The organism is Microvirga lupini (genome assembly GCF_014191055.1).
Taxonomy (GTDB): Bacteria; Pseudomonadota; Alphaproteobacteria; order Rhizobiales; family Beijerinckiaceae; genus Microvirga; species Microvirga lupini_A.
Map to the genome: position 1 here is coordinate 127,275 of NZ_JACHWB010000002.1, position 18,335 is coordinate 145,609.

Below are 18,335 nucleotides of genomic sequence, written 5' to 3' on the forward strand. Positions count from 1 at the left end.
ACTAGAAATGCGCCCTCCTTGGGGCATCGCGCAACATTTGTGTACCTCTTTTGGAGTAAAGGAAAAACCAATCTTTTCGTTTCGGCCGTGTGGTAGCTTGGCGCACGAGCAAGAGCATCCGCGCAACCGGATGGGTCATGGCGGGAATCGCTATGGCCGCAGGTGTGAGGGTTTCTCGCGACCATGCACCGCGAACGCACGGTCTATATGGCTGGCGCTCACCTGCGTGGAGGGAGGATTGTGGGATGAGTAGATTTTTAAAGGGGCGAAAGATCGACTGGCAGCCATTGCCGCTCATTATCATCAGCGGCCTTCTGATCGGCGCCCTCTTCGGCGAAGCCATCAAGGCTTTCGCCCCAGAGCAGACGACCGTGCTGGCCCGCGTGAAGCCGCGTCCCTGATCCTGCAGGATCCCAAGACACGCATGGCAAAAATGCCTACTGCATCAGCATAGATCGTTAGCGCCGACGACCTTCAAACCTTTGGGATATCATGGAGGGGTAAGTGGTGCCCAGGGGCGGAATCGAACCACCGACACTGCGATTTTCAGTCGCATGCTCTACCAACTGAGCTACCTGGGCATCCGATGCGCGGCGAGGCCGTGCGCGTCGTGGAGGGGTGTATAGTCAGACAAAGACCCGCTGTCCAGCGGGTCGGAGGAGAAAAATTCGACCCGGATCGGATCACGTCTCCCGGCGGTCCTCGTCCGGGTCGTCGGGCTCGCTCTCGACCACCGGAATGGCATAGCTGCCGGTCAGCCAGCGGTTCAAATCCACATCGGCGCAGCGCCGGGAGCAGAACGGCCGGTATTGCGGTTCGCTGGGCTTGCCGCAGATCGGGCATTTGCCGGTCGAGGCCAGGGGTTTGTTCTCGTTGGCGGCGTTCATCCCTCGCCTCCTTTCCTTTGAAAGCCGCAACGTGGTTGCTGTCTCAGCCCGATGCAAGATCGATCTGTGCTCGGAAGCAACCTCAGGCGGCGTCGAGCCAGGAGAAGCGGACGGGATAGCCCTCCCCGTCGAGCAGGGCGACGGACTCGTAGAGAGGCAGCCCGACCACATTGGTATAGGAGCCGACGAGCTTGACCACGAAGGTGCCGGCGAGCCCCTGGATGGCATAGCCGCCGGCCTTGCCGCGCCACTCGCCCGAGGCGAGGTAGCGCTCGAACTCGTCCCGCGACAGGCGCTTGAAGCGCACCCGCGTCTCCACGAAACGCTCGCGAACCGTGTCCTTGGGGGTGATCAGGCAGACTGAGGTGTAGACCCGGTGCTGGCGGCCCGAGAGCAGGCGCAGGCAGCCTGCCGCCTCATCGACCACCTCGGCCTTGGGCAGAACCCGCTTGCCGACCACCACGACCGTATCGGCCGAGAGGATGTAGGAGTTCTTCAGGTCCTCGCGGGTGCGGGCCACCTTCCGGGCCACCTCGGCCTTCGAGCGGGCCAGGCGCTTGGCCAGTTCCTTGGCGCTCTCGTTCTTCAGGGGCGTCTCGTCCACGTCGGCCGGCAGAAGCGCGTCGGGCTCGATGCCGGCCTGCTGCAGAAGGGCGAGCCTGCGGGGCGAGGCGGACGCGAGAACGAGCTTCGAGCGCGCTGCGGGATTCGACACCTCTGAAGACGACGCCACTTTTCTCTCCACGCTCCGGGAATTCACTAAAGCATCGGACCCAAAGGTGGATTTGCCCTTTTGGGATCGATCCGATGCTACCTCTATACATGAGAGCATCGTTGGTGCGGAAAACCGGATCCACTTTTCCGCACGATGCCCTAACGCTTAAGCCCGGTGACAACATGGCACCGGCAGGACTTGAATCAAGCGGCAGGCGGCCCCTGTTCGGACTCTGCCGGCTGCGGCTGCACCGACTGTGCGGCATGGGCGCGGTCGAGCTGACGGTAACGCATGACGCTCAAGGGGATCGAGCCGAGGAACAGCACGGTGATGGCCGTGAGCATCTCCCAGGGGAAGTTCGCCAGAAGTCCGAAGACGGCCGCCGACAGGACGAAGATCGGCAGAACCCAATGGCGCGGCACCCTCAATCCGATGGTCTTGCCCGAATAGACCGGGATGGTGGACACCATCAGGAAGGCCAGACCCAGCAGGTAGACCAGGGCGATGGGAGCGGCGGCAGGCCCCATCGGGACGCCCAGGAACGAGAGATAGAGGGGCAGCATCGAGGTGAGCGCGCCCGCCGGCGCCGGCATGCCGGTGAAGAAGTTCTTCTTCCACTCGGGCCGGTGAGGATCGTCCAGCATCACGTTGAAGCGGGCGAGACGCAGCACCATCGCGATGGCGAAGACCAGCACGGCGATCCACCCGATCGCCTTCAATTCGTTCAGCAGGAAGCTGTAGAGGATGAGGGCCGGCGTCACGCCGAAATTGACGAAGTCCGCCAGGGAGTCGAGCTCCGCGCCGAACCGGGACGTGCCCTTGAGCATGCGCGCCACCCGGCCGTCGATCCCGTCCAGCAAGGCCGCCACCACGATGGCCACGACCGCCGGCTCGTAGCGGCCCTCGAAGGCCAGCCTGATCGCGGTGAGCCCCAGGCACAGGGCGATCAGGGTGATGATGTTCGGGATGATGACCCGAACCGGAACCGGCTTGAAGAGCCGCTTGCGCGGCTCGTTGGGATCGGGGGCGAAGGGAGGAAAAAGGTCGCTCATGCCATGACATCTAGGGGGTGCCAGCTTAACCGGCAACCAAGATCGGAGGTGTTTCCCCCGTCATGGGAACAGCTCCGATTCATTCGAGGGCCAGTTTTCCGAAAGCCGCCTACCCGACCCGATACTCGCGCGCCGGCTCGTTGGCGGTCAGATCGGCCAGCACCGTCTCGCCCGCAACGGCCGTCTGGCCGAGGCCGACCAGAACCTGGGCGTTGAGCGGCACGAAGATGTCGAGGCGGGAGCCGAAGCGGATCAGGCCGAAGCGCTCGCCGGTGCTCAGGTGATTGCCCACCTTCACAAAGGACACGATGCGGCGGGCCACGAGGCCGGCGATCTGGACCACGCCAATCTTGGTGTTGGCCGTCTCGATGACGAGGGCGTTGCGCTCGTTGTCCTCGCTCGCCTTGTCGAGCTCGGCATTGAGGAACAGGCCCGGCGTATAGAGGATCTGCGTGATCCGGCCCGTGACCGGCGAGCGGTTCACGTGGCAGTCGAACACGTTCATGAACACCGAGATCCGGGTCATGGGCTCGGGCGGCAGGTCGAGTTCCGCCGGGGGTACGGCAGTGGTGATGAGGTTCACGCGGCCATCGGCCGGGGAGACCACGAGGCCCTCGCGAACGGGCGTCACCCGCGGCGGATCGCGGAAGAAGTAGCAGACCCACACGGTCAGGATGGCGCCGATCCAGCCCAGCGGCGACCAGAGCCAGGCCAGCACGATCGTCGCAAAGAGCGCGATCAGGATGAAGGGATAGCCCTCCTTGTGGATCGGCACGAAGATGCGGCGCATCGATTCCAGGATATCGGTCATTCTTTCACAGCCCTAAGAAGGTTTGCGTGGGGATGGCAGGCATAAAGCTTCCCGTCAACCTGCCACGCTCTCGGGGCTGCGTTCCTCCTCCTCCTCGGCCCGCTTGAGGGCCTCGCGAGCCTCATCGGCCTCGCGCTGGCGGTTCCACATGGCGGCATAGACCCCGCCATGGGCCAGAAGGGTCGCGTGGTCGCCGCGCTCAACCACCTGCCCGTGGTCGAGGACGATGATCTCGTCGGCGCCGATGACTGTGGACAACCGGTGGGCGATCACCAGGGTGGTGCGCCCGCGGCTGACGCGGTCGAGGGCATCCTGGATCTCCTTCTCGGTGAAGGTGTCCAGCGCCGAGGTCGCCTCATCGAGCACCAGGATCGGGGGCGCTTTCAGGATGGTGCGGGCGATAGCCACGCGCTGCTTCTCACCCCCTGAGAGTTTAAGGCCGCGCTCGCCCACGGGCGTGTCGTACCCCTCCGGCAGAAGGCCGATGAATCGGTCGATCTGGGCGAGGCGAGCGGCCTCCCTCACCTCCTCGGGCGTCGCGTCCCAGCGGCCGTACTGGACGTTGTAACCGATGGTGTCGTTGAACAGCACCGTGTCCTGCGGGACCATGCCGATCACCTTGCGCAAGGAAGCCTGCTGCACCTCGGCGATGTTCTGCCCGTCGATGAGAATGCGGCCGCTGTTGGGCTCGTAGAACCGGAACAGCAGGCGGGAGATAGTGGACTTTCCGGCTCCCGACGGGCCGACGATGGCCACCGTATGCCCGGCCGGCACCTCGAAGCTCACGCCCTTGAGGATGGGCCGCTCGGGGATGTAGGCGAAATGCACGTCCTCGAAGCGCACCACCGCCTGGTTGACCTGGAGCGGCATGGCGCCCGGCTTGTCCTGGATCTCGGGATTGCGGTCGATGATCTGGAACATGTCGTCGATGTCGATCAGCGCCTGCTTGATCTCGCGATACAGCATGCCCATGAAGTTGAGCGGGATGTAGAGCTGCACCAGCATGGCATTGACCAGCACGAAGCTGCCGATGGAGGCGTTGCCCGCCATGATGTCCCGCGCGGCCAGCACCATCACGATGGCCATGCCGATGGAGAAGATCACCGCCTGTCCGGCATTGAGCACGGCGAGCGACGTGTAGGTCTGAGTCGAGGCCTTCTCGTAGCGCTCCATGGAGCGGTCGTAGCGGGCAGTCTCCCGCTGCTCGGCGCCGAAATACTTCACCGTCTCGTAGTTCAGAAGCGAGTCCACCGCCTTGGTGTTGGCATCCGTATCCGAGTCGTTCATCTGCTTGCGGATCGAGATCCGCCACTGGGTCGCCTTGTAGGTATAGGCGAGATAGATCACCACCATCACGAAGACGACGGCCGAATAGACCCAGTTGAACTCCCAGGCGAGGAGGCCCAGCACAAGGACGAATTCGAGGATTGTGGGAAGCAGCGTGAGCACCACGAGGCGCGACAGTTCCTCGATGCCTTCGCGGCCGCGCTCGAGCACGCGGGTCAGGCCGCCGGTCTTGCGCTCCAGGTGGAAGCGCAGGGAAAGGCGGTGCATATGCTCGAAGGTCTGCAGGGCGAGCTGCCGCACCGCATGCATGGCCACCTTGGCGAAGATGCCGTCGCGGACCTGCGTCAGCACCGCCATGAGGATGCGGGTGAGGCCGTAGATCGCGGTCAGCAGGATCGGAGCCTTCCAGATCCACGAGCCGGTCGTGGCGGCCGCCTCCGTCGCCGAATTGCCGCTGCTCGTGACGGCCACGAGCGCGTCCGTGGCCCATTTGAAGGCAAACGGCGTGACCATCGTGACGCCCTTGGCGACCAGAAGCAGGCCAAAGGCCAGGAAGACCCGCCGCTGGAGATCAGGCCGACCGTGGGGCCAGATATAGGGCCAGAGCTTCTTCCAGGTGGAGGTCAAGCCGCTCGGCTGAGGCCGGGCTGCGCCAGTCGTCGGGACGGCGGTGGAGGGAGGCATAGGTGAGGATCCAATCGAAACTTGGACCTCGATATAGGCGATCATCCGGGTGAATTCACCCTGCTTCGGCGAATGTCCTGTGCGGCCGGGCCAGGAGGAGCCAAGCTCCTGATCGAACTAGTTGCTTTTCGGCTCCTGCTCGCCCGGCAGGACGAAGACCTGGCCCGGATAGATCAGATCCGGGTTGCGGATCTGTTCCTGGTTCGCACCGAAAATCACCGTATAGCGTAGGCCCTTGCCGTAAACCCGCTGGCTGATGCGCCAGAGGTTGTCGCCACGGGACACGATGGCGGTGTTGATGTTGGGGATCACCACCGTGCCGGCACCGGCCACCTGTGCCTCAGGCAAGGCCGAGGCGATGTCGCGAGAGGTCTGAGACTGGGTCGCCGGGGTGCCGGACACGCGCGGCTGAGCCGTTGCTGGAGCCTGGGGCTGGGCCGAAGCAACCTGGACCGGCACGTTGAAGCCGACCTCCGCCCGGGACCGGACCTGGCCGGAGACCGGATCCACATCGTCCAGACGGATTCGATAATCGCCGGGTTTCACGCCACTGGCGATGGAGAAGGAAACCTTGCCGTCGCCACCGGCTCCACCGGGAGCGATGAAGCTCTCGTTGAGGTAGAGCCGAATCGTGGCTCCCGGCGAGGACTGACCGGACACATAGAGCTTCCCCTCCTCCGTCTCGACCGTCACGATCTTGATCTCAGGCCGGGCTGCGGGCGCAGCCGGGGCGGCCGGCGCCGGCGGGGAGACGGCCGGAGCAGCACCCGCCTGCTGGGGCGCAGGAGGAGTGGCGGGCTCGGTGGGCTTGGCGTCAGGATCCGGCGCCTCGGCGACCTTGGCCGCTGGCGGCTCGGGGTTCGACAGCACCACCGTGGGCGTGTCCGGAGACGTGAGGGTCACCAGCGGCCGGGTCTTGCCGTCCGTGATGACGACCGTCACGGCCTGGGCGGAGCGCTGACGCGTTCCATCCGGCGCGATGGATTGCAGCACCACCTGATGGGACCCGGGCGGCAGGGGCGGCGGCACGATGGCGAAGAGCCCTGACGCGTCGGCGGCTGCGCGGGCATGGACCTGGTCGCCGCGCAGAAGCTCGATGGTGGCGCCGGGGGCCGCGCGGCCGGCAATCACGCTCTCTCCGTCAGGCTCGACGCGCACGAGGTCGAAGGACGGAACCACCCCGGCTTCCTTAGCCTGGGCCGGGGGCGCCTCGCCGGGCTTGGCGGCTGCCTGCTGCTGGCTTGGCGCCGGCTGTGCCGGCGGCGCGGAAGGCTGGGCCGTCTGAGCGGGCGCGGCACTCTGCGAGGGTTCAGGCTTTCCTGACCAGGACCAGTAAAGCACGCCGAGAAGCACCGCGACGACGGCTGCGGCGGCAGCGCCGAGAAGCGCGATCGTGCCCTTTAACTCTTTCGGATGCGCCATGATGCTTTTTCTCAAACGCGGCACTTTCCGCCATTTAATCCGTTTATCTTTCAAAAGGCTACGGCCATAAAGGACAAATAATGCTCTACGACTCAGCCAGGGGGGCTCCCCGCCTCCCCGAAATGCCCATGTCATCTGTGAAATTGATCAAATCCATTTGCGTCTATTGCGGCTCCGGTTTCGGAGACGACCCCGTTTTCGCTGAGAATGCGGCGGCTTTGGGCCGTTCCATGGCCGAACAGGGAATCAATCTCGTCTATGGCGGCGGCAATGTGGGCCTGATGGGCACCGTGGCCCAGTCGGTCCTCGATCACGGCGGTTATGTCACAGGGATCATCCCCGACTTCCTGAAGTCCCGCGAGAAGCTCCTTGACGATGTGCAGGAGACCGTCGTCGTGCCGGACATGCACACCCGCAAGCGGCTGATGTTCGAGAAGGCCGACGCCTTCGTGGCCATGCCCGGCGGCATCGGAACCCTGGAGGAGCTTGTCGAGCAGATGACCTGGTCGCAGCTCGGCCGCCACACCAAGCCGATCCTCATGCTCAGCACCAAGAGCTTCTGGAAGCCCCTGCTCACTCTCATCGCCCACATGCGCGACCAGGGCTTCATCCGCCCCGGGCTGGAGCTCAACTATCTTGTAGCCGAGCGCGTTGAGGAAGTGATCCCGATGCTCGAGAATGCCGCCCGCCGGGTGGGGATCGTGGGCAATGAGGAAGCCATCGAGAGCCAGTTCTAGAGCATCGAACGCAAAAATGGATACCGGTTTTGCGTGAAAAGATGCGTCACCAAAAACTCAAAGCAACGAATGTGAGTTCGAATTCACGTCCGATGCTTTAGGACCGGCTTCTATCCCGACCGCGACAGCACAAGTCCACCCAGGATCATGCCCGCTGCCAGAAGCCGCTGCCAAGTGATTGCTTGGACGGGAAGCCCGAAGGCTCCGACCGCATCCAGGATCAGGGCGGCGGCCACCTGTCCGAAAATGAGGGCTGCCACGGTGCTGACGACGCCGAGCTGCGGCACGCCCCAGATGACGATGGCGACATAGAAGGCGCCCAGAAAGCCGCCAAGCCAGGACCACCAGGGTGCAGCGGCGATGCCGCCGCCGGACGGCCATGCGCCGCGAACGGCGCTGAGCACGGCCAGGATGACGAAGCCGACCCCGAAGGAGATGCAGGCCGCCAGGATCGGATCGCCGAGACTCCTCGCCAGTGCCGCGTTGATCGGGGCCTGAGCCGCGAGAAACATGCCGCCTAGGAGGATGCCCAGGAGCGGCAGCAGGATCGAGATGTTCATGGGATCGCCTGAGAAAAGGGTGGAGGCAACGCCGTACTACAGCGCCGCCCCGCCCTTCAACAGCTTGTAGATCATCGAATCCGTCAGCGCCTGGAACGACGCATCGATGATGTTGGGCGAGACGCCGATGGTGGTCCAGCGCTCGCCTGTGCCGTCCGCGAATTCGATGAGCACGCGCGTCACCGCGTCCGAACCGCCTTGATAGATGCGCACCTTATAGTCGACGAGCTCCAGGTCCTTGATCAGATGCTGGTACTTGCCGAGATCCTTGCGCAGGGCGACATCGAGCGCGTTCACCGGGCCGTTGCCTTCAGCCGCCGAGATCAGCACCTCGTCGCCGACGCGGACCTTCACGATGGCCTCTGACGCGGTGACGAGTTCGCCGACGGCGTTGAAGCGGCGCTCCACATTCACGGAGAAGCGCTCCACGTCGAAGAAGGCCGGAACCTCGCCGAGCATGCGCTTGACGAGCACATAGAAGGACGCGTCGGCGCCCTCGAAGGCGAAGCCCTGCGCCTCCTTGCGCTTCACCTCGTCGAGCACGCGGGCGATGCGCGGATCGCCCTTCTCCAGATCGAAGCCGCAGCGCTTGAGTTCCGCCAGGATGTTCGACTGGCCGCCCTGATCCGACACGAGAACTTTTCGGGCATTGCCGACGACCTCCGGCTCCACATGCTCGTAGGTGTGCGGATCCTTCAGCACGGCTGAGGCATGGATGCCGGCCTTCGTGGCAAAGGCGCTGGAACCAACGAAAGGCGCGTGGCGGTTGGGCTGGCGGTTGAGGATCTCGTCCACTTGCCGCGACACGTGGGTGAGCTGGCCCAGTGTCTCGTCGGTGACGCCGAGATCGAAGCGGGAGGCATAACCGTCCTTCAGCTTCAGGGCGCCGATCAACGTAATGAGATTGGCGTTGCCGCAGCGCTCGCCGAGGCCGTTGAGCGTGCCCTGGATCTGGCGCGCTCCCGCCTCCACGGCCGCGAGGGAATTGGCGACCGCGCAGCCGCAATCGTCATGGGCGTGAATCCCGAGATGCGCGCCCGGCACCACCTTCGTCACCGCCGAGACGATCTCCGTCACTTCGTGAGGCAGCGTGCCGCCATTGGTGTCGCAGAGCACGACCCAGCGCGCACCGGCCTCATAGGCGGTCTTCACGCAGGAAAGCGCATATTCGGGGTTGGCCTTGTAGCCGTCGAAGAAATGCTCGCAATCGACGAGCACCTCGCGGCCCTTGGCGCGGGCGGCCTCGACGCTTTCATGGATGCCGGCGAGGTTCTCCTCCAGTGAGGTCTCCAGCGCCACATGCACATGGTAATCCCAGGCCTTGGCCACGAAACAGATCGCATCGGCCTCAGCCTCGAGCAAAGCCGCGACGCCGGGATCGTTCGACACGGAACGGCCCGCCCGCTTCGTCATGCCGAAGGCCGTGAACTTGGCGTTCTTCGTGCGTTTCTCAGCAAAAAAGGCGGTATCCAGCGGGTTCGCCCCAGGATAGCCGCCTTCCACGTAGTCGATGCCGAGCCGGTCGAGGAGCGCTGCGATCGCCTTCTTGTCCTCGAAGGAAAAATCGACCCCGGTCGTTTGCGCCCCGTCGCGCAGGGTGGTGTCGAAGAGAGTGACGCGGTCTCGGCTCATGATGACAACTTCCTGTCCTCGGTTGGCGTCAGTCGCTTTTCCATCGTGGTGGTGCCGAGCCATTCATCGCCCAGCGGCATGGTGTTGCGGCGCTGCGGCTGGAACCGGTGCTTCTGGAAGAAGGGCAGCGCGTTGTCGCTGACCTCGGCAACCAGACGCACGGCTCCCCGCGCGCCGGCAAGCTTCTCGATCGCATCGTAGAGCATCGTGCCGATGCCCTGCCCGGCCACGGCGGGATGCACGTAGAGCAGCTCGATCAGCTCGTTGTCCTTGAGAGCGATGAAGCCGACGGGAGACCCCTCGACGGTGGCGATCAGCGTGAGGCTCTTCGCGAGCTTTTCGGCGAAGGCATCGTCCTCGGCGCGAGCGATCCAGGCTTCCTGCTGGCTCTCGCTGTAATCCTCACCGGTCAGTTCCGCGATGCTCTCCTCGTAGATGTCGACGAGGACCGGGAGATCCGCCGGCAGGAAGGGACGAAGCCCCGGTTTCGGCAAAGCCTGTCCCATCAGTCGACCTCTTCTTTACGGCGATAGCTTCCACTCCCCTCATCCTGAGGAGCCTGCGGAGCAGGCGTCTCGAAGGAGGCTCCAGAGCGCACTGGAAGCTCCTTCGAGACGGCGCTGCGCGCCTCCTCAGGATGAAGACAGAGGAAAACAGAACGCTGATTGCGTTGGAGACGGCTCATCGCGCCACCTCCCAGGTTGTGGTGCCGTCCTTGTTGTCCTTCACCACCACATTCAAAGCCGCAAGCTCATCGCGGATGCGGTCGGACTCGGCCCAGTTCTTCGAGGCACGGGCCTCCTTGCGGGCAGCGATCAGCGCCTCGACCTGTGCAGGATCGACGCTGAGCGCAGCTTGCTTGCGCGCCTTCCAGGCATCCGCCCCTTCGAGCAGGAAGCCGAGCGCACGCAGGTTCGCGCCAAGTTCCTCGTGAGCTCCCTGCCCGTCGAGGGCATGAAGCTCGGCCAGCATCTTCGGCGTGTTCAGATCGTCAGCCAATGCTTCGACGATGTGGTCCGAAAGGAAAGCAGCCTCGCCCCTGCCCGCCAGCTCATACCAGCGGTCGAGGGTCTTCCCGCTTTCCTCAAGCCCCTTCGTCGTCCAGTCGATCGGCTGGCGATAATGGGTGCGCAGCATGTTGAAGCGTAAGACTTCCCCCGGCCAATCCTGCAGCAGCTCATTGATGGTGAAGAAGTTGCCGAGCGACTTCGACATCTTCTCGCCTTCCACCTGCAGGAAGCCGTTGTGCATCCACACATTGGCCATGCGCGGCGTCTCGAAGGCGCAGCAGCTCTGAGCGATCTCGTTCTCGTGGTGGGGGAACACGAGGTCGATGCCGCCGCCGTGGATGTCGAAGATCTCGCGGGCGGTCGGGTCGGCGCAGGTGAGCCGGGTCTCGAAGGCCTGGATCAGGTGCCGCCACGCCATGGCCGAGCACTCGATGTGCCAGCCGGGACGGCCCGGCGTCTGGATGCCGGCAGGCGATGGCCAGGCGGGGTCCTGGGGACCGGAGGGCTTCCACAGCACGAAGTCCATGGCATCGCGCTTGTAGGGCGCCACATCCACGCGGGCGCCGGAGAGCAGCTCGTCGAGGGAGCGCTTGGAGAAGGCGCCGTATTGCGGCACGCCGGACAGGTTCTGCATGGCCGCGACCGAGAACAGCACATGCTCCTCGGCCACATAGGCCGCTCCCCGCGCGATCAGCCGCTCGATGATCATGCGCATTTCGTCGATGTGCTCGGTCGCTCGCGGTTCGACGAAGCGCGGGGGCTGGCCCGCCTCGTTCACGTCCTCGGGCATGAGCACGCCGAGCGCCCGGATATCGGCGTGGAACTGCTCCTCGGTCTTGCCCGTCACGACCCGGATCGCCTCGTTATGCGGCACACCTGGGTAATCCCGGGCCGCGCGGGCGTTAATCTTGTCGTCCACATCGGTGATATTGCGCACATACGTCACGGCTTCCCTGCCGTACACATGTCTCAAGAGGCGGAAGAGAAGATCGAAGACGATGATCGGGCGGGCGTTGCCGATGTGGGCGTAGTCGTAAACGGTGGGTCCGCAGACGTAGAGGCGCACGTTCTCGGGGTCGATCGGGACGAAGTCGTCCTTCGATCGGGTCAGCGTGTTGTAGAGGCGAAGCTTGGCCGCCATGAAACCATACCCCTGTCAGGCCGCGGGCCGGAGGGGGTTTCGATCTTGGAATGAGAACGAGACGGCTCCAGCCAGCGAAGTGCGCTAGCCGCAAATAATCCCGGAAATGAGGATCGTTGCCGTGTTCATGAAGCCATCAATGCCGATTCAGGCTCAGAACGTCAAGATTTCCGATTTGGTAATCATATTGAATTTGCACGGCCGCATGAAACGCCTTCCGGCCAAGCGCGTTAGAGCTTTGTTCACGCACACTCGTGACATAATGGCACGAGTTCAAACAAAGAGGTCTTCGATGCGCCGCGCATTTGCCATGCTCGGAATGGGTACTGTCGTGTTTTTCGCAGCCGCGTCCCTGACGCTGCTTCCCAATGGTACCCAGGCCTCTTCAACCGAAGCGACCTTCATGATCCCGGCCGCCGATGGTTATGGCGTCGCGGAGTGCCTCATATCAAACCAGGCTTGTGGCCAAGTTGTGGCAAACGCCTGGTGTGAGGCTCACGGCTACACCAAGGCCGTGTCCTTCCGGCAGATCTCCGCGGAAGAGGTGACCGGAACGATCCAGAAGGCCTCCTTCGGCCCCAAAGAGCCGCCGATATCGGTGACCTGCACCAACTGAGGTCGATCAGGCGAGAGATGGCATCGGCGACAGCATGGCCCGAGCGGTGTTGAGAACGGCTCGGGTCAGATCCGCCAGCAGAGGGCCGACGATCCGGCTCTGCTGCCAGAACAAAGGCACTTCCAGCGGTTCAGAGGGTTCCAACGCCACAAGGCGTCCCGCGCGGATATGCTCCTCAACCGTCGTTTCCAAGTTCATCCCCCACCCCAGACCGGCGAGCGCCGCATCCACGAAAGCCTGCGACGACGGCAGCCAGTGGACCGGCGGCGAGATATCGGCTCCGAGGGCCCTTCGAAGCCAGAGCGCCTGGAGCTGATCCTTCCGGTTGAAGACGAGACACGGCGCGCGGGCGGCCGATCGCTCGTCCAATCCGTCCGGCAGCCAGCGCTTCACGAATTCCGGACTGGCGGTCGCGAGATAGCGCAGGGTGCCGAGGGGATGGCAGTTGCAGCCCTGGATCGGTTTTCCATGTGAGGTCACGGCAGCCACAACCTCGCCGCGCCGCAGCCATTCGGCGCTGTGATCCTGATCATCCACCACAAGATCGAACAGGAACCCTTCCGTCTGGGCCATCGCCGGGATGAACCAGGTGGCGAGGCTGTCCGCATTGACGGCGATGCGCAGGGTTACCGGGCGGCTCTCCGGCCGAAGTCCCGGCAAACCTTGACGTAAAGAGCTTTCAAGCAGGGCGACCTGCTCCACGTGCTGGCACAGGCGCTCGCCCGCCTCGGTCGCCAAGCACGGCTGGCCTCGCACCACGAGAACCGCGCCGATCCGCTCCTCCAGCAGCTTTACCCTCTGGGAAACGGCAGACGGCGTCACGTTCAGCTGCTGGGCCGCCTGCTCGAAGCTCCCGGTGCGCACCACGGCGGCGAGAGCGGACAGCTGAGCATAATCCAGCATGAGATTAGCTTTTCTAAATCAGGGACAGAGACTTTAACTGTCCTAATTCTAGGCCGGCGTTTAGGAAGCGTCGACTCCTCTTTGGACCATCGACATGACCGCTCCCTTGCTTGCCGGGTTTCTGCTCGGCCTCAGCCTCATCCTCCCCATCGGGGCCCAGAATGCCTTCGTGCTGCGCATTGGCCTGCGCGGAGAGCACGTGCTGGCCGTGTGCCTGACCTGTGCGCTTTCGGATGCCCTCCTCATCCTGGCCGGCGTTTCCGGCTTCGCGCAACTCAGCGCGCAGGTGCCCTGGGCCGAGACGGTTCTGCGCTACGGGGGCGCCGCATTCCTCATCGCATACGGAGCGCGCAGCTTCATGGCCGCCTTCGGGTCGGCCTCCTTAAGGCCGTCCGAGGCGGCGCCGGAAACCTTAAGCCGGGTGGTGCTCACCTGCCTTGCCCTCACCTGGCTCAACCCGCATGTCTATCTCGACACGGTGGTGCTGATCGGCTCGATCTCGACCCAGTTCGACGAGGGAAAAAGCCTGTTCGCCGTCGGCGCCACGCTGGCCTCCTTCGTGTTCTTCTTCTCCCTCGGGTTCGGAGCCCGTTTGCTGAAGCCGCTTTTCGCCCGGCCGGCCACTTGGCGCCTTCTCGATGTGGCCATTGGCCTGATCATGTGGGCGACAGCCGCGCGACTTCTGCTCAACGAGAGCGCAGGCTGAACGCTTTTAAGAGTTCATCCACTCCCCGCATTTCGGCGGGACCTCGGTGCCCCAGGGCATCAGGGGCACGGTCGAGGTGGAGTTCTTGGGCGAACCTTCGATGGGGCGGTCCGAGTAGACCATGTAGACCAAGGTGTTGCGCTTCACGTCGCAACCACGCACGATCTGCATCTTCTTGAAGATGAGCGAACGGCGCTCGCTGAACACCACGTCGCCCTGGCCGAACTTCTGCTTGAACTTCACCGGCCCGACCTGACGGCAGGCGAGCGAGATGTCGGACACCTCCTCAGCGACGCCGAACGTGCCGGCGATGCCGCCGCGTTCCGGGGTCGTGTAGTGGCAGGCCACACCCTCGACCACGGGATCGTCGATGCCGTAGACGGCGAGCTTGTCGTCCGGAGTGAGCGCCCGCCAGACCGTCGACTTCTTGAAGATCAGGTCGGGCTCCTGAGCCGCAGCGCCGGTGGCGGCGGCCAGAGTAAGGGTCAAGGCAAAGGCGATTCGGGCAAGCATCGTCGGTTCGTCTCCCACCGTTACGCTGTCATGTGGGGACGCTCCTGGCTTTTGACGAGAGGCTATTCCGGCTGATGGGAGACGACGCAGATCTTGTTGCCGTCGAGATCGCGGAAGTAAGCGCCGTAATAATTTTCGTGATAGTGCGGGCGCAGGCCCGGCGCACCCTCGTCGGCCCCACCCTGCGCCAGAGCGGCGGCATGACAGGCATCGACGACGCTGCGCCTGGGCGCCAGCAAGGCGATCATGGCCCCGTTGCCGACGCTCGGTGTCTTTCCGTCGAAGGGCCGAGCCACCAGGAACTGCGGCGGCCCGCCGGGCGCGCCCCACCCGACGAGCATGTCGTCCGCATACCGCACCTCGTGCCCGAGCGGCGCAAGAACGGCGTCGTAAAAGGCACGCGACCGGGCAAGGTCATTTGCCCCGATGGTCGTATGGGAGTACATGCTGGATCTCATCGCGGAGTCACCATTCGGGAAAGCTAGACAGCTTTCCCTGGGTCGGGCAAGGCGTTAATCACAATAGGGTCAAATTCGGGCGTCACATGACGAGCCACCCGGCATAGGATGCCCAACGGACCGGTTCTGCGATCAGCTTCATGACAAAGACATCTTTTCTCCGCTCCCTCATCGCCGTGACGGCCTTCCTGGCTGCCGGACAGGCGGCGCTCGCCCAGTCCGCTCAGTGTCAGCGCTACCAGGCGGAACTGGCCTCCCTGGAGCGCAGCGGCGGCAGCGCGCCGACCGGGCAGATGCGCGCCCAGCGGGCGGAGATCAACCGGCTCGTCGTCTATTACCGCAATATCGGCTGCGAGCGCGGCCCTCTCGGCTTCCTGGCCGGTCCCGCCCCGGCCGAGTGCGGCTCCATTGCCACCCAGATCCGTCAGCTTGAGGCCGGCTATGCTCGTCTGGCCGCCCAGGGGGTCGACCAGGGAGAGATCGAAGCCCGGCGCCGGCAGCTCCAGGCTGCGGTCCAGCAGACCTGCTCCACGGAGCCCCGCGGCTTCTTCGAATCGCTCTTCGGCGCTCCGCGCCAGCCGCAGCAGCAGCAGGTCATGCCCGAGGGCCAGCCGATCATCGCCGATGACGGACCGCCTTCCCTCGGTGGCGGACGCCTGATCTGCGTGAAGACCTGCGACGGCTCCTTCTTCCCGCTCACCACGCCGCCCGGCGGCGGCCAGAGCGCCAACGAGATGTGCCAGGCCCTCTGCCCCGGCACCGAGACGACGGCTTTCGCCTATCCCGGTGGCGACAACGGCCTCAACCGGGCCGCCTCACTCTCCTCGAACCAGCCCTATACGTCCCTGGCCAACGCCTTCAAGTTCCGCAAGACCTTCGACGAGAGCTGCGCCTGCAAGAAGCCCGACGAGAGCTGGGCGGTGGTGTTGCGCAAGGCCGAGAGCATGCTCACGCAGCGCAAGGGCGACCTGATCGTCACCGCCGAGCAGGCCGAGGAACTGTCGCGCCCCAAGGCGCAGGCCGCCCGCAAGGCCGCCGACAAGAAGGCCGAGGAAGAGGCCAAGGAGGCCGCCGAGATCGCCGCCGCCGCACCGACCGCGAGCAAGGAATCGGCCGGCATCGGCCCGCAATCGATCGAGAACAGCACCGTCGTCCGCCAGGGCGAAGGCGCGAAGCGCGAAGTCGCCTCCGGCAACGGCCAGAAGAAGACCGTTCGCGTGATCGCCCCCGACGTGATCCCGGTTCCGAACGTTCAGAATTGATCGTTTTTCGCATCTCACGCGTCATGGCCGGGCTCGTCCCGGCCATCCACATTTTACGGACCCAAAGACGTGGATCCCCGGATCAAGCCCGGGGATGGCGATGGAGGGTGACAGAAGCACGTCCATTCCGCCCCGCTTCCCGTCATGCTATCACCCCGGCATGAAGCCACTCGATTCTCTGCACATGCCCCGGCCCTCGGGCGCATCGAACCCGATCATCACGGTCTCGGGTCTGACGAAGACCTATGCGTCCGGTTTCCAGGCCCTGAAGAAGGTCGACCTGGAGATCCGGAAGGGCGAGATCTTCGCGCTCCTCGGCCCCAACGGCGCCGGCAAGACGACGCTGATCAGCATCATCTGCGGCATCGTCAATCCGAGCACCGGAACCGTCGTGGCGGACGGTCACGACATCATCCGCGATTTCCGGCCCGCCCGCACCAAGATCGGGCTCGTGCCGCAAGAGCTCACCACGGACGCCTTCGAGAGCGTGTGGGCGACGGTGACGTTCAGCCGGGGGCTCTTCGGCAAGCCGCCCAACCCGGCCTATCTCGAGAAGATCCTGAAGGACCTCTCCCTCTGGGAGAAGCGCGACAGCAAGATCATGACACTGTCCGGCGGCATGAAGCGCCGGGTGATGATCGCCAAGGCCCTGTCGCACGAGCCTACGATCCTGTTCCTCGACGAGCCCACCGCCGGCGTCGACGTGGAGCTGCGGCGGGACATGTGGGAAATGGTCCGCCGTCTGAGGGAGAACGGCGTCACCATCATCCTGACCACCCACTACATCGAAGAGGCCGAGGAGATGGCCGACCGGATCGGGGTGATCAGCAAGGGCGAGATCATCCTGGTCGAGGACAAGCATGTTCTGATGCAGAAACTGGGCAAGAAGCAGCTCACCCTGCACCTGCAGAACCCGCTTGCGGGCCTGCCGCCCGAGCTGCAATCGGACAACCTCCAGCTCTCAACTGATGGCACCGAACTCGTCTATACCTTCGACACGCAGAGCCAGGAGACGGGCATCGCGGGCCTGCTGCGCCGACTGAGCGAGCATGGCATCGACTTCAAGGACCTGCAGACCTCCGAGTCGTCGCTCGAGGAAATCTTCGTCAGCCTGGTGCGGGGGCGCGCATGAACGTCTATGGAATCAAGGCCATCTATCTCTTCGAGATGGCGCGCACCTGGCGCACGATCATGCAGAGCATCGCCTCGCCCGTGCTCTCGACCTCGCTCTATTTCATCGTCTTCGGCTCGGCCATCGGCTCGCGCATGGCCAATATCGACGGCGTCAGCTACGGCGCCTTCATCGTGCCGGGCCTGATCATGCTGTCGATCCTGACCGAGAGCATCTCGAACGCCTCCTTCGGCATCTACATGCCGAAATTCACCGGCACCATCTACGAGGTCCTCTCCGCGCCCATCTCCGCGGTCGAGACTGTGATCGGTTATGTGGGCGCGGCCGCCACCAAGTCGATCATCATCGGCACCATCATCCTGATCACGGCGCGGCTTTTCGTGGATTTCTCCATCGAACATCCCGTCTGGATGATTGCTTTCCTGGTGCTGACCTCCGTCACGTTCAGCCTGTTCGGCTTCATCATCGGCATCTGGGCTGACAGCTTCCAGAAGCTGCAGATCGTGCCCCTGATGATCGTGACGCCGCTCGCCTTCCTCGGCGGCAGCTTCTACTCCATCAACATGCTGCCGCCCTTCTGGCAGACCGTCGCCCTGTTCAACCCGGTGGTCTATCTGGTGAGCGGCTTCCGCTGGAGCTTCTACGGCGTTGCCGATGTGGGCGTCGGCATCAGCCTCGGCATGACCCTGGTCTTCATGCTGATCTGCCTCGCGGCTATCGGGTGGATCTTCAGAACGGGCTACAGGATCAAGGCGTAAGCGGCCGCTTTCACTCCCCTCTTCGTCATGGCCGGGCTCGTCCCGGCCA

20 protein-coding genes and 1 tRNA gene are annotated in these 18,335 nt (G+C 64.2%); 7 read left to right on the plus strand and 14 right to left on the minus strand.

The features are described 5' to 3' along the window. Positions 1-245: 245 nt before the first annotated feature. Positions 246-401 (plus strand): hypothetical protein, encoded by a 156-nt coding sequence (locus FHR70_RS07645; RefSeq protein WP_183448806.1) that lies wholly within the window; start codon positions 246-248, stop codon positions 399-401. 104 nt (positions 402-505) lie between these two features. Here the strand turns inward: FHR70_RS07645 and FHR70_RS07650 are convergent. The 7 genes from FHR70_RS07650 to FHR70_RS07680 form a co-directional block, all read right to left on the minus strand. Then, a tRNA-Phe gene (locus tag FHR70_RS07650) sits at positions 506-581 on the minus strand. A 102-nt stretch (positions 582-683) separates the two neighbouring features. Continuing rightward, a complete protein-coding gene (yacG, locus tag FHR70_RS07655; RefSeq protein WP_183448808.1) occupies positions 684-887 on the minus strand; it encodes a DNA gyrase inhibitor YacG in 204 nt (67 codons plus the stop codon). Positions 888-969: 82 nt separating this feature from the next. Next, positions 970-1,620 (minus strand): Maf-like protein, encoded by a 651-nt coding sequence (locus tag FHR70_RS07660; protein ID WP_343058754.1) that lies wholly within the window; start codon positions 1,618-1,620, stop codon positions 970-972. Positions 1,621-1,805: 185 nt separating this feature from the next. Then, positions 1,806-2,654: a CDP-diacylglycerol--serine O-phosphatidyltransferase gene (pssA, locus tag FHR70_RS07665; protein WP_183448812.1), complete on the minus strand. Its 849-nt coding sequence runs from the start codon at positions 2,652-2,654 to the stop codon at positions 1,806-1,808. 109 nt (positions 2,655-2,763) lie between these two features. Then, entirely contained in the window at positions 2,764-3,465 is a 702-nt protein-coding gene (locus tag FHR70_RS07670) for a phosphatidylserine decarboxylase (RefSeq protein ID WP_183448814.1), read from the minus strand. Positions 3,466-3,519: 54 nt separating this feature from the next. After that, a complete protein-coding gene (locus FHR70_RS07675; RefSeq protein WP_183448816.1) occupies positions 3,520-5,436 on the minus strand; it encodes an ABCB family ABC transporter ATP-binding protein/permease in 1,917 nt (638 codons plus the stop codon). Between the two features lie 117 nt (positions 5,437-5,553). Beyond that, entirely contained in the window at positions 5,554-6,858 is a 1,305-nt protein-coding gene (locus FHR70_RS07680) for a LysM peptidoglycan-binding domain-containing protein (protein WP_183448818.1), read from the minus strand. Positions 6,859-6,986: 128 nt separating this feature from the next. On the opposite strand from FHR70_RS07680, the gene FHR70_RS07685 reads away from it, so the two are divergent. After that, complete coding sequence (locus tag FHR70_RS07685) at positions 6,987-7,595, plus strand: LOG family protein (protein WP_183448820.1); 609 nt, start codon at positions 6,987-6,989, stop codon at positions 7,593-7,595. Positions 7,596-7,705: 110 nt separating this feature from the next. On the opposite strand, the gene FHR70_RS07690 is transcribed toward FHR70_RS07685, so the two are convergent. From FHR70_RS07690 to cysS, 4 genes are all read right to left on the minus strand, one after another. Further along, on the minus strand, positions 7,706-8,155 hold the full coding sequence (locus tag FHR70_RS07690) for a DMT family transporter (RefSeq protein WP_183448822.1): 450 nt from the start codon (positions 8,153-8,155) through the stop codon (positions 7,706-7,708). A 36-nt stretch (positions 8,156-8,191) separates the two neighbouring features. Continuing rightward, entirely contained in the window at positions 8,192-9,787 is a 1,596-nt protein-coding gene (gene cimA / locus FHR70_RS07695) for a citramalate synthase (protein ID WP_183448824.1), read from the minus strand. Then, positions 9,784-10,293: a GNAT family N-acetyltransferase gene (locus tag FHR70_RS07700; protein ID WP_183448826.1), complete on the minus strand. Its 510-nt coding sequence runs from the start codon at positions 10,291-10,293 to the stop codon at positions 9,784-9,786. The genes cimA and FHR70_RS07700 overlap by 4 nt, the downstream gene beginning before the upstream one ends. Positions 10,294-10,468: 175 nt before the next feature. Then, positions 10,469-11,938: a cysteine--tRNA ligase gene (gene cysS / locus FHR70_RS07705; protein WP_183448828.1), complete on the minus strand. Its 1,470-nt coding sequence runs from the start codon at positions 11,936-11,938 to the stop codon at positions 10,469-10,471. 121 nt (positions 11,939-12,059) lie between these two features. Here cysS and FHR70_RS07710 point away from each other — a divergent pair, with 121 nt between their 5' ends. Then, entirely contained in the window at positions 12,060-12,554 is a 495-nt protein-coding gene (locus FHR70_RS07710) for a hypothetical protein (protein WP_183448830.1), read from the plus strand. A 6-nt stretch (positions 12,555-12,560) separates the two neighbouring features. On the opposite strand, the gene FHR70_RS07715 is transcribed toward FHR70_RS07710, so the two are convergent. Continuing rightward, complete coding sequence (locus FHR70_RS07715; RefSeq protein WP_183448832.1) at positions 12,561-13,457, minus strand: LysR family transcriptional regulator ArgP; 897 nt, start codon at positions 13,455-13,457, stop codon at positions 12,561-12,563. Between the two features lie 94 nt (positions 13,458-13,551). On the opposite strand from FHR70_RS07715, the gene FHR70_RS07720 reads away from it, so the two are divergent. Beyond that, entirely contained in the window at positions 13,552-14,163 is a 612-nt protein-coding gene (locus FHR70_RS07720; protein WP_183448834.1) for a LysE/ArgO family amino acid transporter, read from the plus strand. A gap of 6 nt (positions 14,164-14,169) precedes the next feature. Here the strand turns inward: FHR70_RS07720 and FHR70_RS07725 are convergent, their stop codons facing one another. Next, on the minus strand, positions 14,170-14,676 hold the full coding sequence (locus FHR70_RS07725; protein ID WP_183448836.1) for a CreA family protein: 507 nt from the start codon (positions 14,674-14,676) through the stop codon (positions 14,170-14,172). Positions 14,677-14,738: 62 nt separating this feature from the next. Further along, positions 14,739-15,122, minus strand: coding sequence for a VOC family protein (locus FHR70_RS07730; protein ID WP_183448838.1), 384 nt, complete (start codon positions 15,120-15,122; stop codon positions 14,739-14,741). Positions 15,123-15,274: 152 nt separating this feature from the next. Between FHR70_RS07730 and FHR70_RS07735 the strand changes: the two genes are divergently transcribed. The 3 genes from FHR70_RS07735 (at position 15,275) to FHR70_RS07745 (ending at position 18,286) form a co-directional block, all read left to right on the plus strand. Next, complete coding sequence (locus FHR70_RS07735; protein WP_183448840.1) at positions 15,275-16,396, plus strand: DUF2865 domain-containing protein; 1,122 nt, start codon at positions 15,275-15,277, stop codon at positions 16,394-16,396. Positions 16,397-16,580: 184 nt separating this feature from the next. Continuing rightward, entirely contained in the window at positions 16,581-17,528 is a 948-nt protein-coding gene (locus FHR70_RS07740) for an ABC transporter ATP-binding protein (RefSeq protein ID WP_183448842.1), read from the plus strand. Next, entirely contained in the window at positions 17,525-18,286 is a 762-nt protein-coding gene (locus FHR70_RS07745) for an ABC transporter permease (RefSeq protein ID WP_183448844.1), read from the plus strand. Before FHR70_RS07740 ends, FHR70_RS07745 begins: the two co-directional genes overlap by 4 nt. Positions 18,287-18,335: the final 49 nt, after the last annotated feature.

Excerpts from the sequence above, each read along its gene's own strand:
- FHR70_RS07645 (WP_183448806.1), top strand. The coding sequence starts at position 246 with ATGAGTAGATTTTTAAAGGGGCGAAAGATCGACTGGCAGCCATTGCCG.
- yacG (WP_183448808.1), bottom strand. The coding sequence starts at position 887 with ATGAACGCCGCCAACGAGAACAAACCCCTGGCCTCGACCGGCAAATGC.
- pssA (WP_183448812.1), bottom strand. The coding sequence starts at position 2,654 with ATGAGCGACCTTTTTCCTCCCTTCGCCCCCGATCCCAACGAGCCGCGC.
- FHR70_RS07670 (WP_183448814.1), bottom strand. The coding sequence starts at position 3,465 with ATGACCGATATCCTGGAATCGATGCGCCGCATCTTCGTGCCGATCCAC.
- FHR70_RS07675 (WP_183448816.1), bottom strand. The coding sequence starts at position 5,436 with ATGCCTCCCTCCACCGCCGTCCCGACGACTGGCGCAGCCCGGCCTCAG.
- FHR70_RS07680 (WP_183448818.1), bottom strand. The coding sequence starts at position 6,858 with ATGGCGCATCCGAAAGAGTTAAAGGGCACGATCGCGCTTCTCGGCGCT.
- FHR70_RS07685 (WP_183448820.1), top strand. The coding sequence starts at position 6,987 with ATGTCATCTGTGAAATTGATCAAATCCATTTGCGTCTATTGCGGCTCC.
- FHR70_RS07690 (WP_183448822.1), bottom strand. The coding sequence starts at position 8,155 with ATGAACATCTCGATCCTGCTGCCGCTCCTGGGCATCCTCCTAGGCGGC.
- cimA (WP_183448824.1), bottom strand. The coding sequence starts at position 9,787 with ATGAGCCGAGACCGCGTCACTCTCTTCGACACCACCCTGCGCGACGGG.
- FHR70_RS07700 (WP_183448826.1), bottom strand. The coding sequence starts at position 10,293 with ATGGGACAGGCTTTGCCGAAACCGGGGCTTCGTCCCTTCCTGCCGGCG.
- cysS (WP_183448828.1), bottom strand. The coding sequence starts at position 11,938 with ATGGCGGCCAAGCTTCGCCTCTACAACACGCTGACCCGATCGAAGGAC.
- FHR70_RS07715 (WP_183448832.1), bottom strand. The coding sequence starts at position 13,457 with ATGCTGGATTATGCTCAGCTGTCCGCTCTCGCCGCCGTGGTGCGCACC.
- FHR70_RS07720 (WP_183448834.1), top strand. The coding sequence starts at position 13,552 with ATGACCGCTCCCTTGCTTGCCGGGTTTCTGCTCGGCCTCAGCCTCATC.
- FHR70_RS07725 (WP_183448836.1), bottom strand. The coding sequence starts at position 14,676 with ATGCTTGCCCGAATCGCCTTTGCCTTGACCCTTACTCTGGCCGCCGCC.
- FHR70_RS07730 (WP_183448838.1), bottom strand. The coding sequence starts at position 15,122 with ATGTACTCCCATACGACCATCGGGGCAAATGACCTTGCCCGGTCGCGT.
- FHR70_RS07735 (WP_183448840.1), top strand. The coding sequence starts at position 15,275 with ATGACAAAGACATCTTTTCTCCGCTCCCTCATCGCCGTGACGGCCTTC.
- FHR70_RS07740 (WP_183448842.1), top strand. The coding sequence starts at position 16,581 with ATGCCCCGGCCCTCGGGCGCATCGAACCCGATCATCACGGTCTCGGGT.
- FHR70_RS07745 (WP_183448844.1), top strand. The coding sequence starts at position 17,525 with ATGAACGTCTATGGAATCAAGGCCATCTATCTCTTCGAGATGGCGCGC.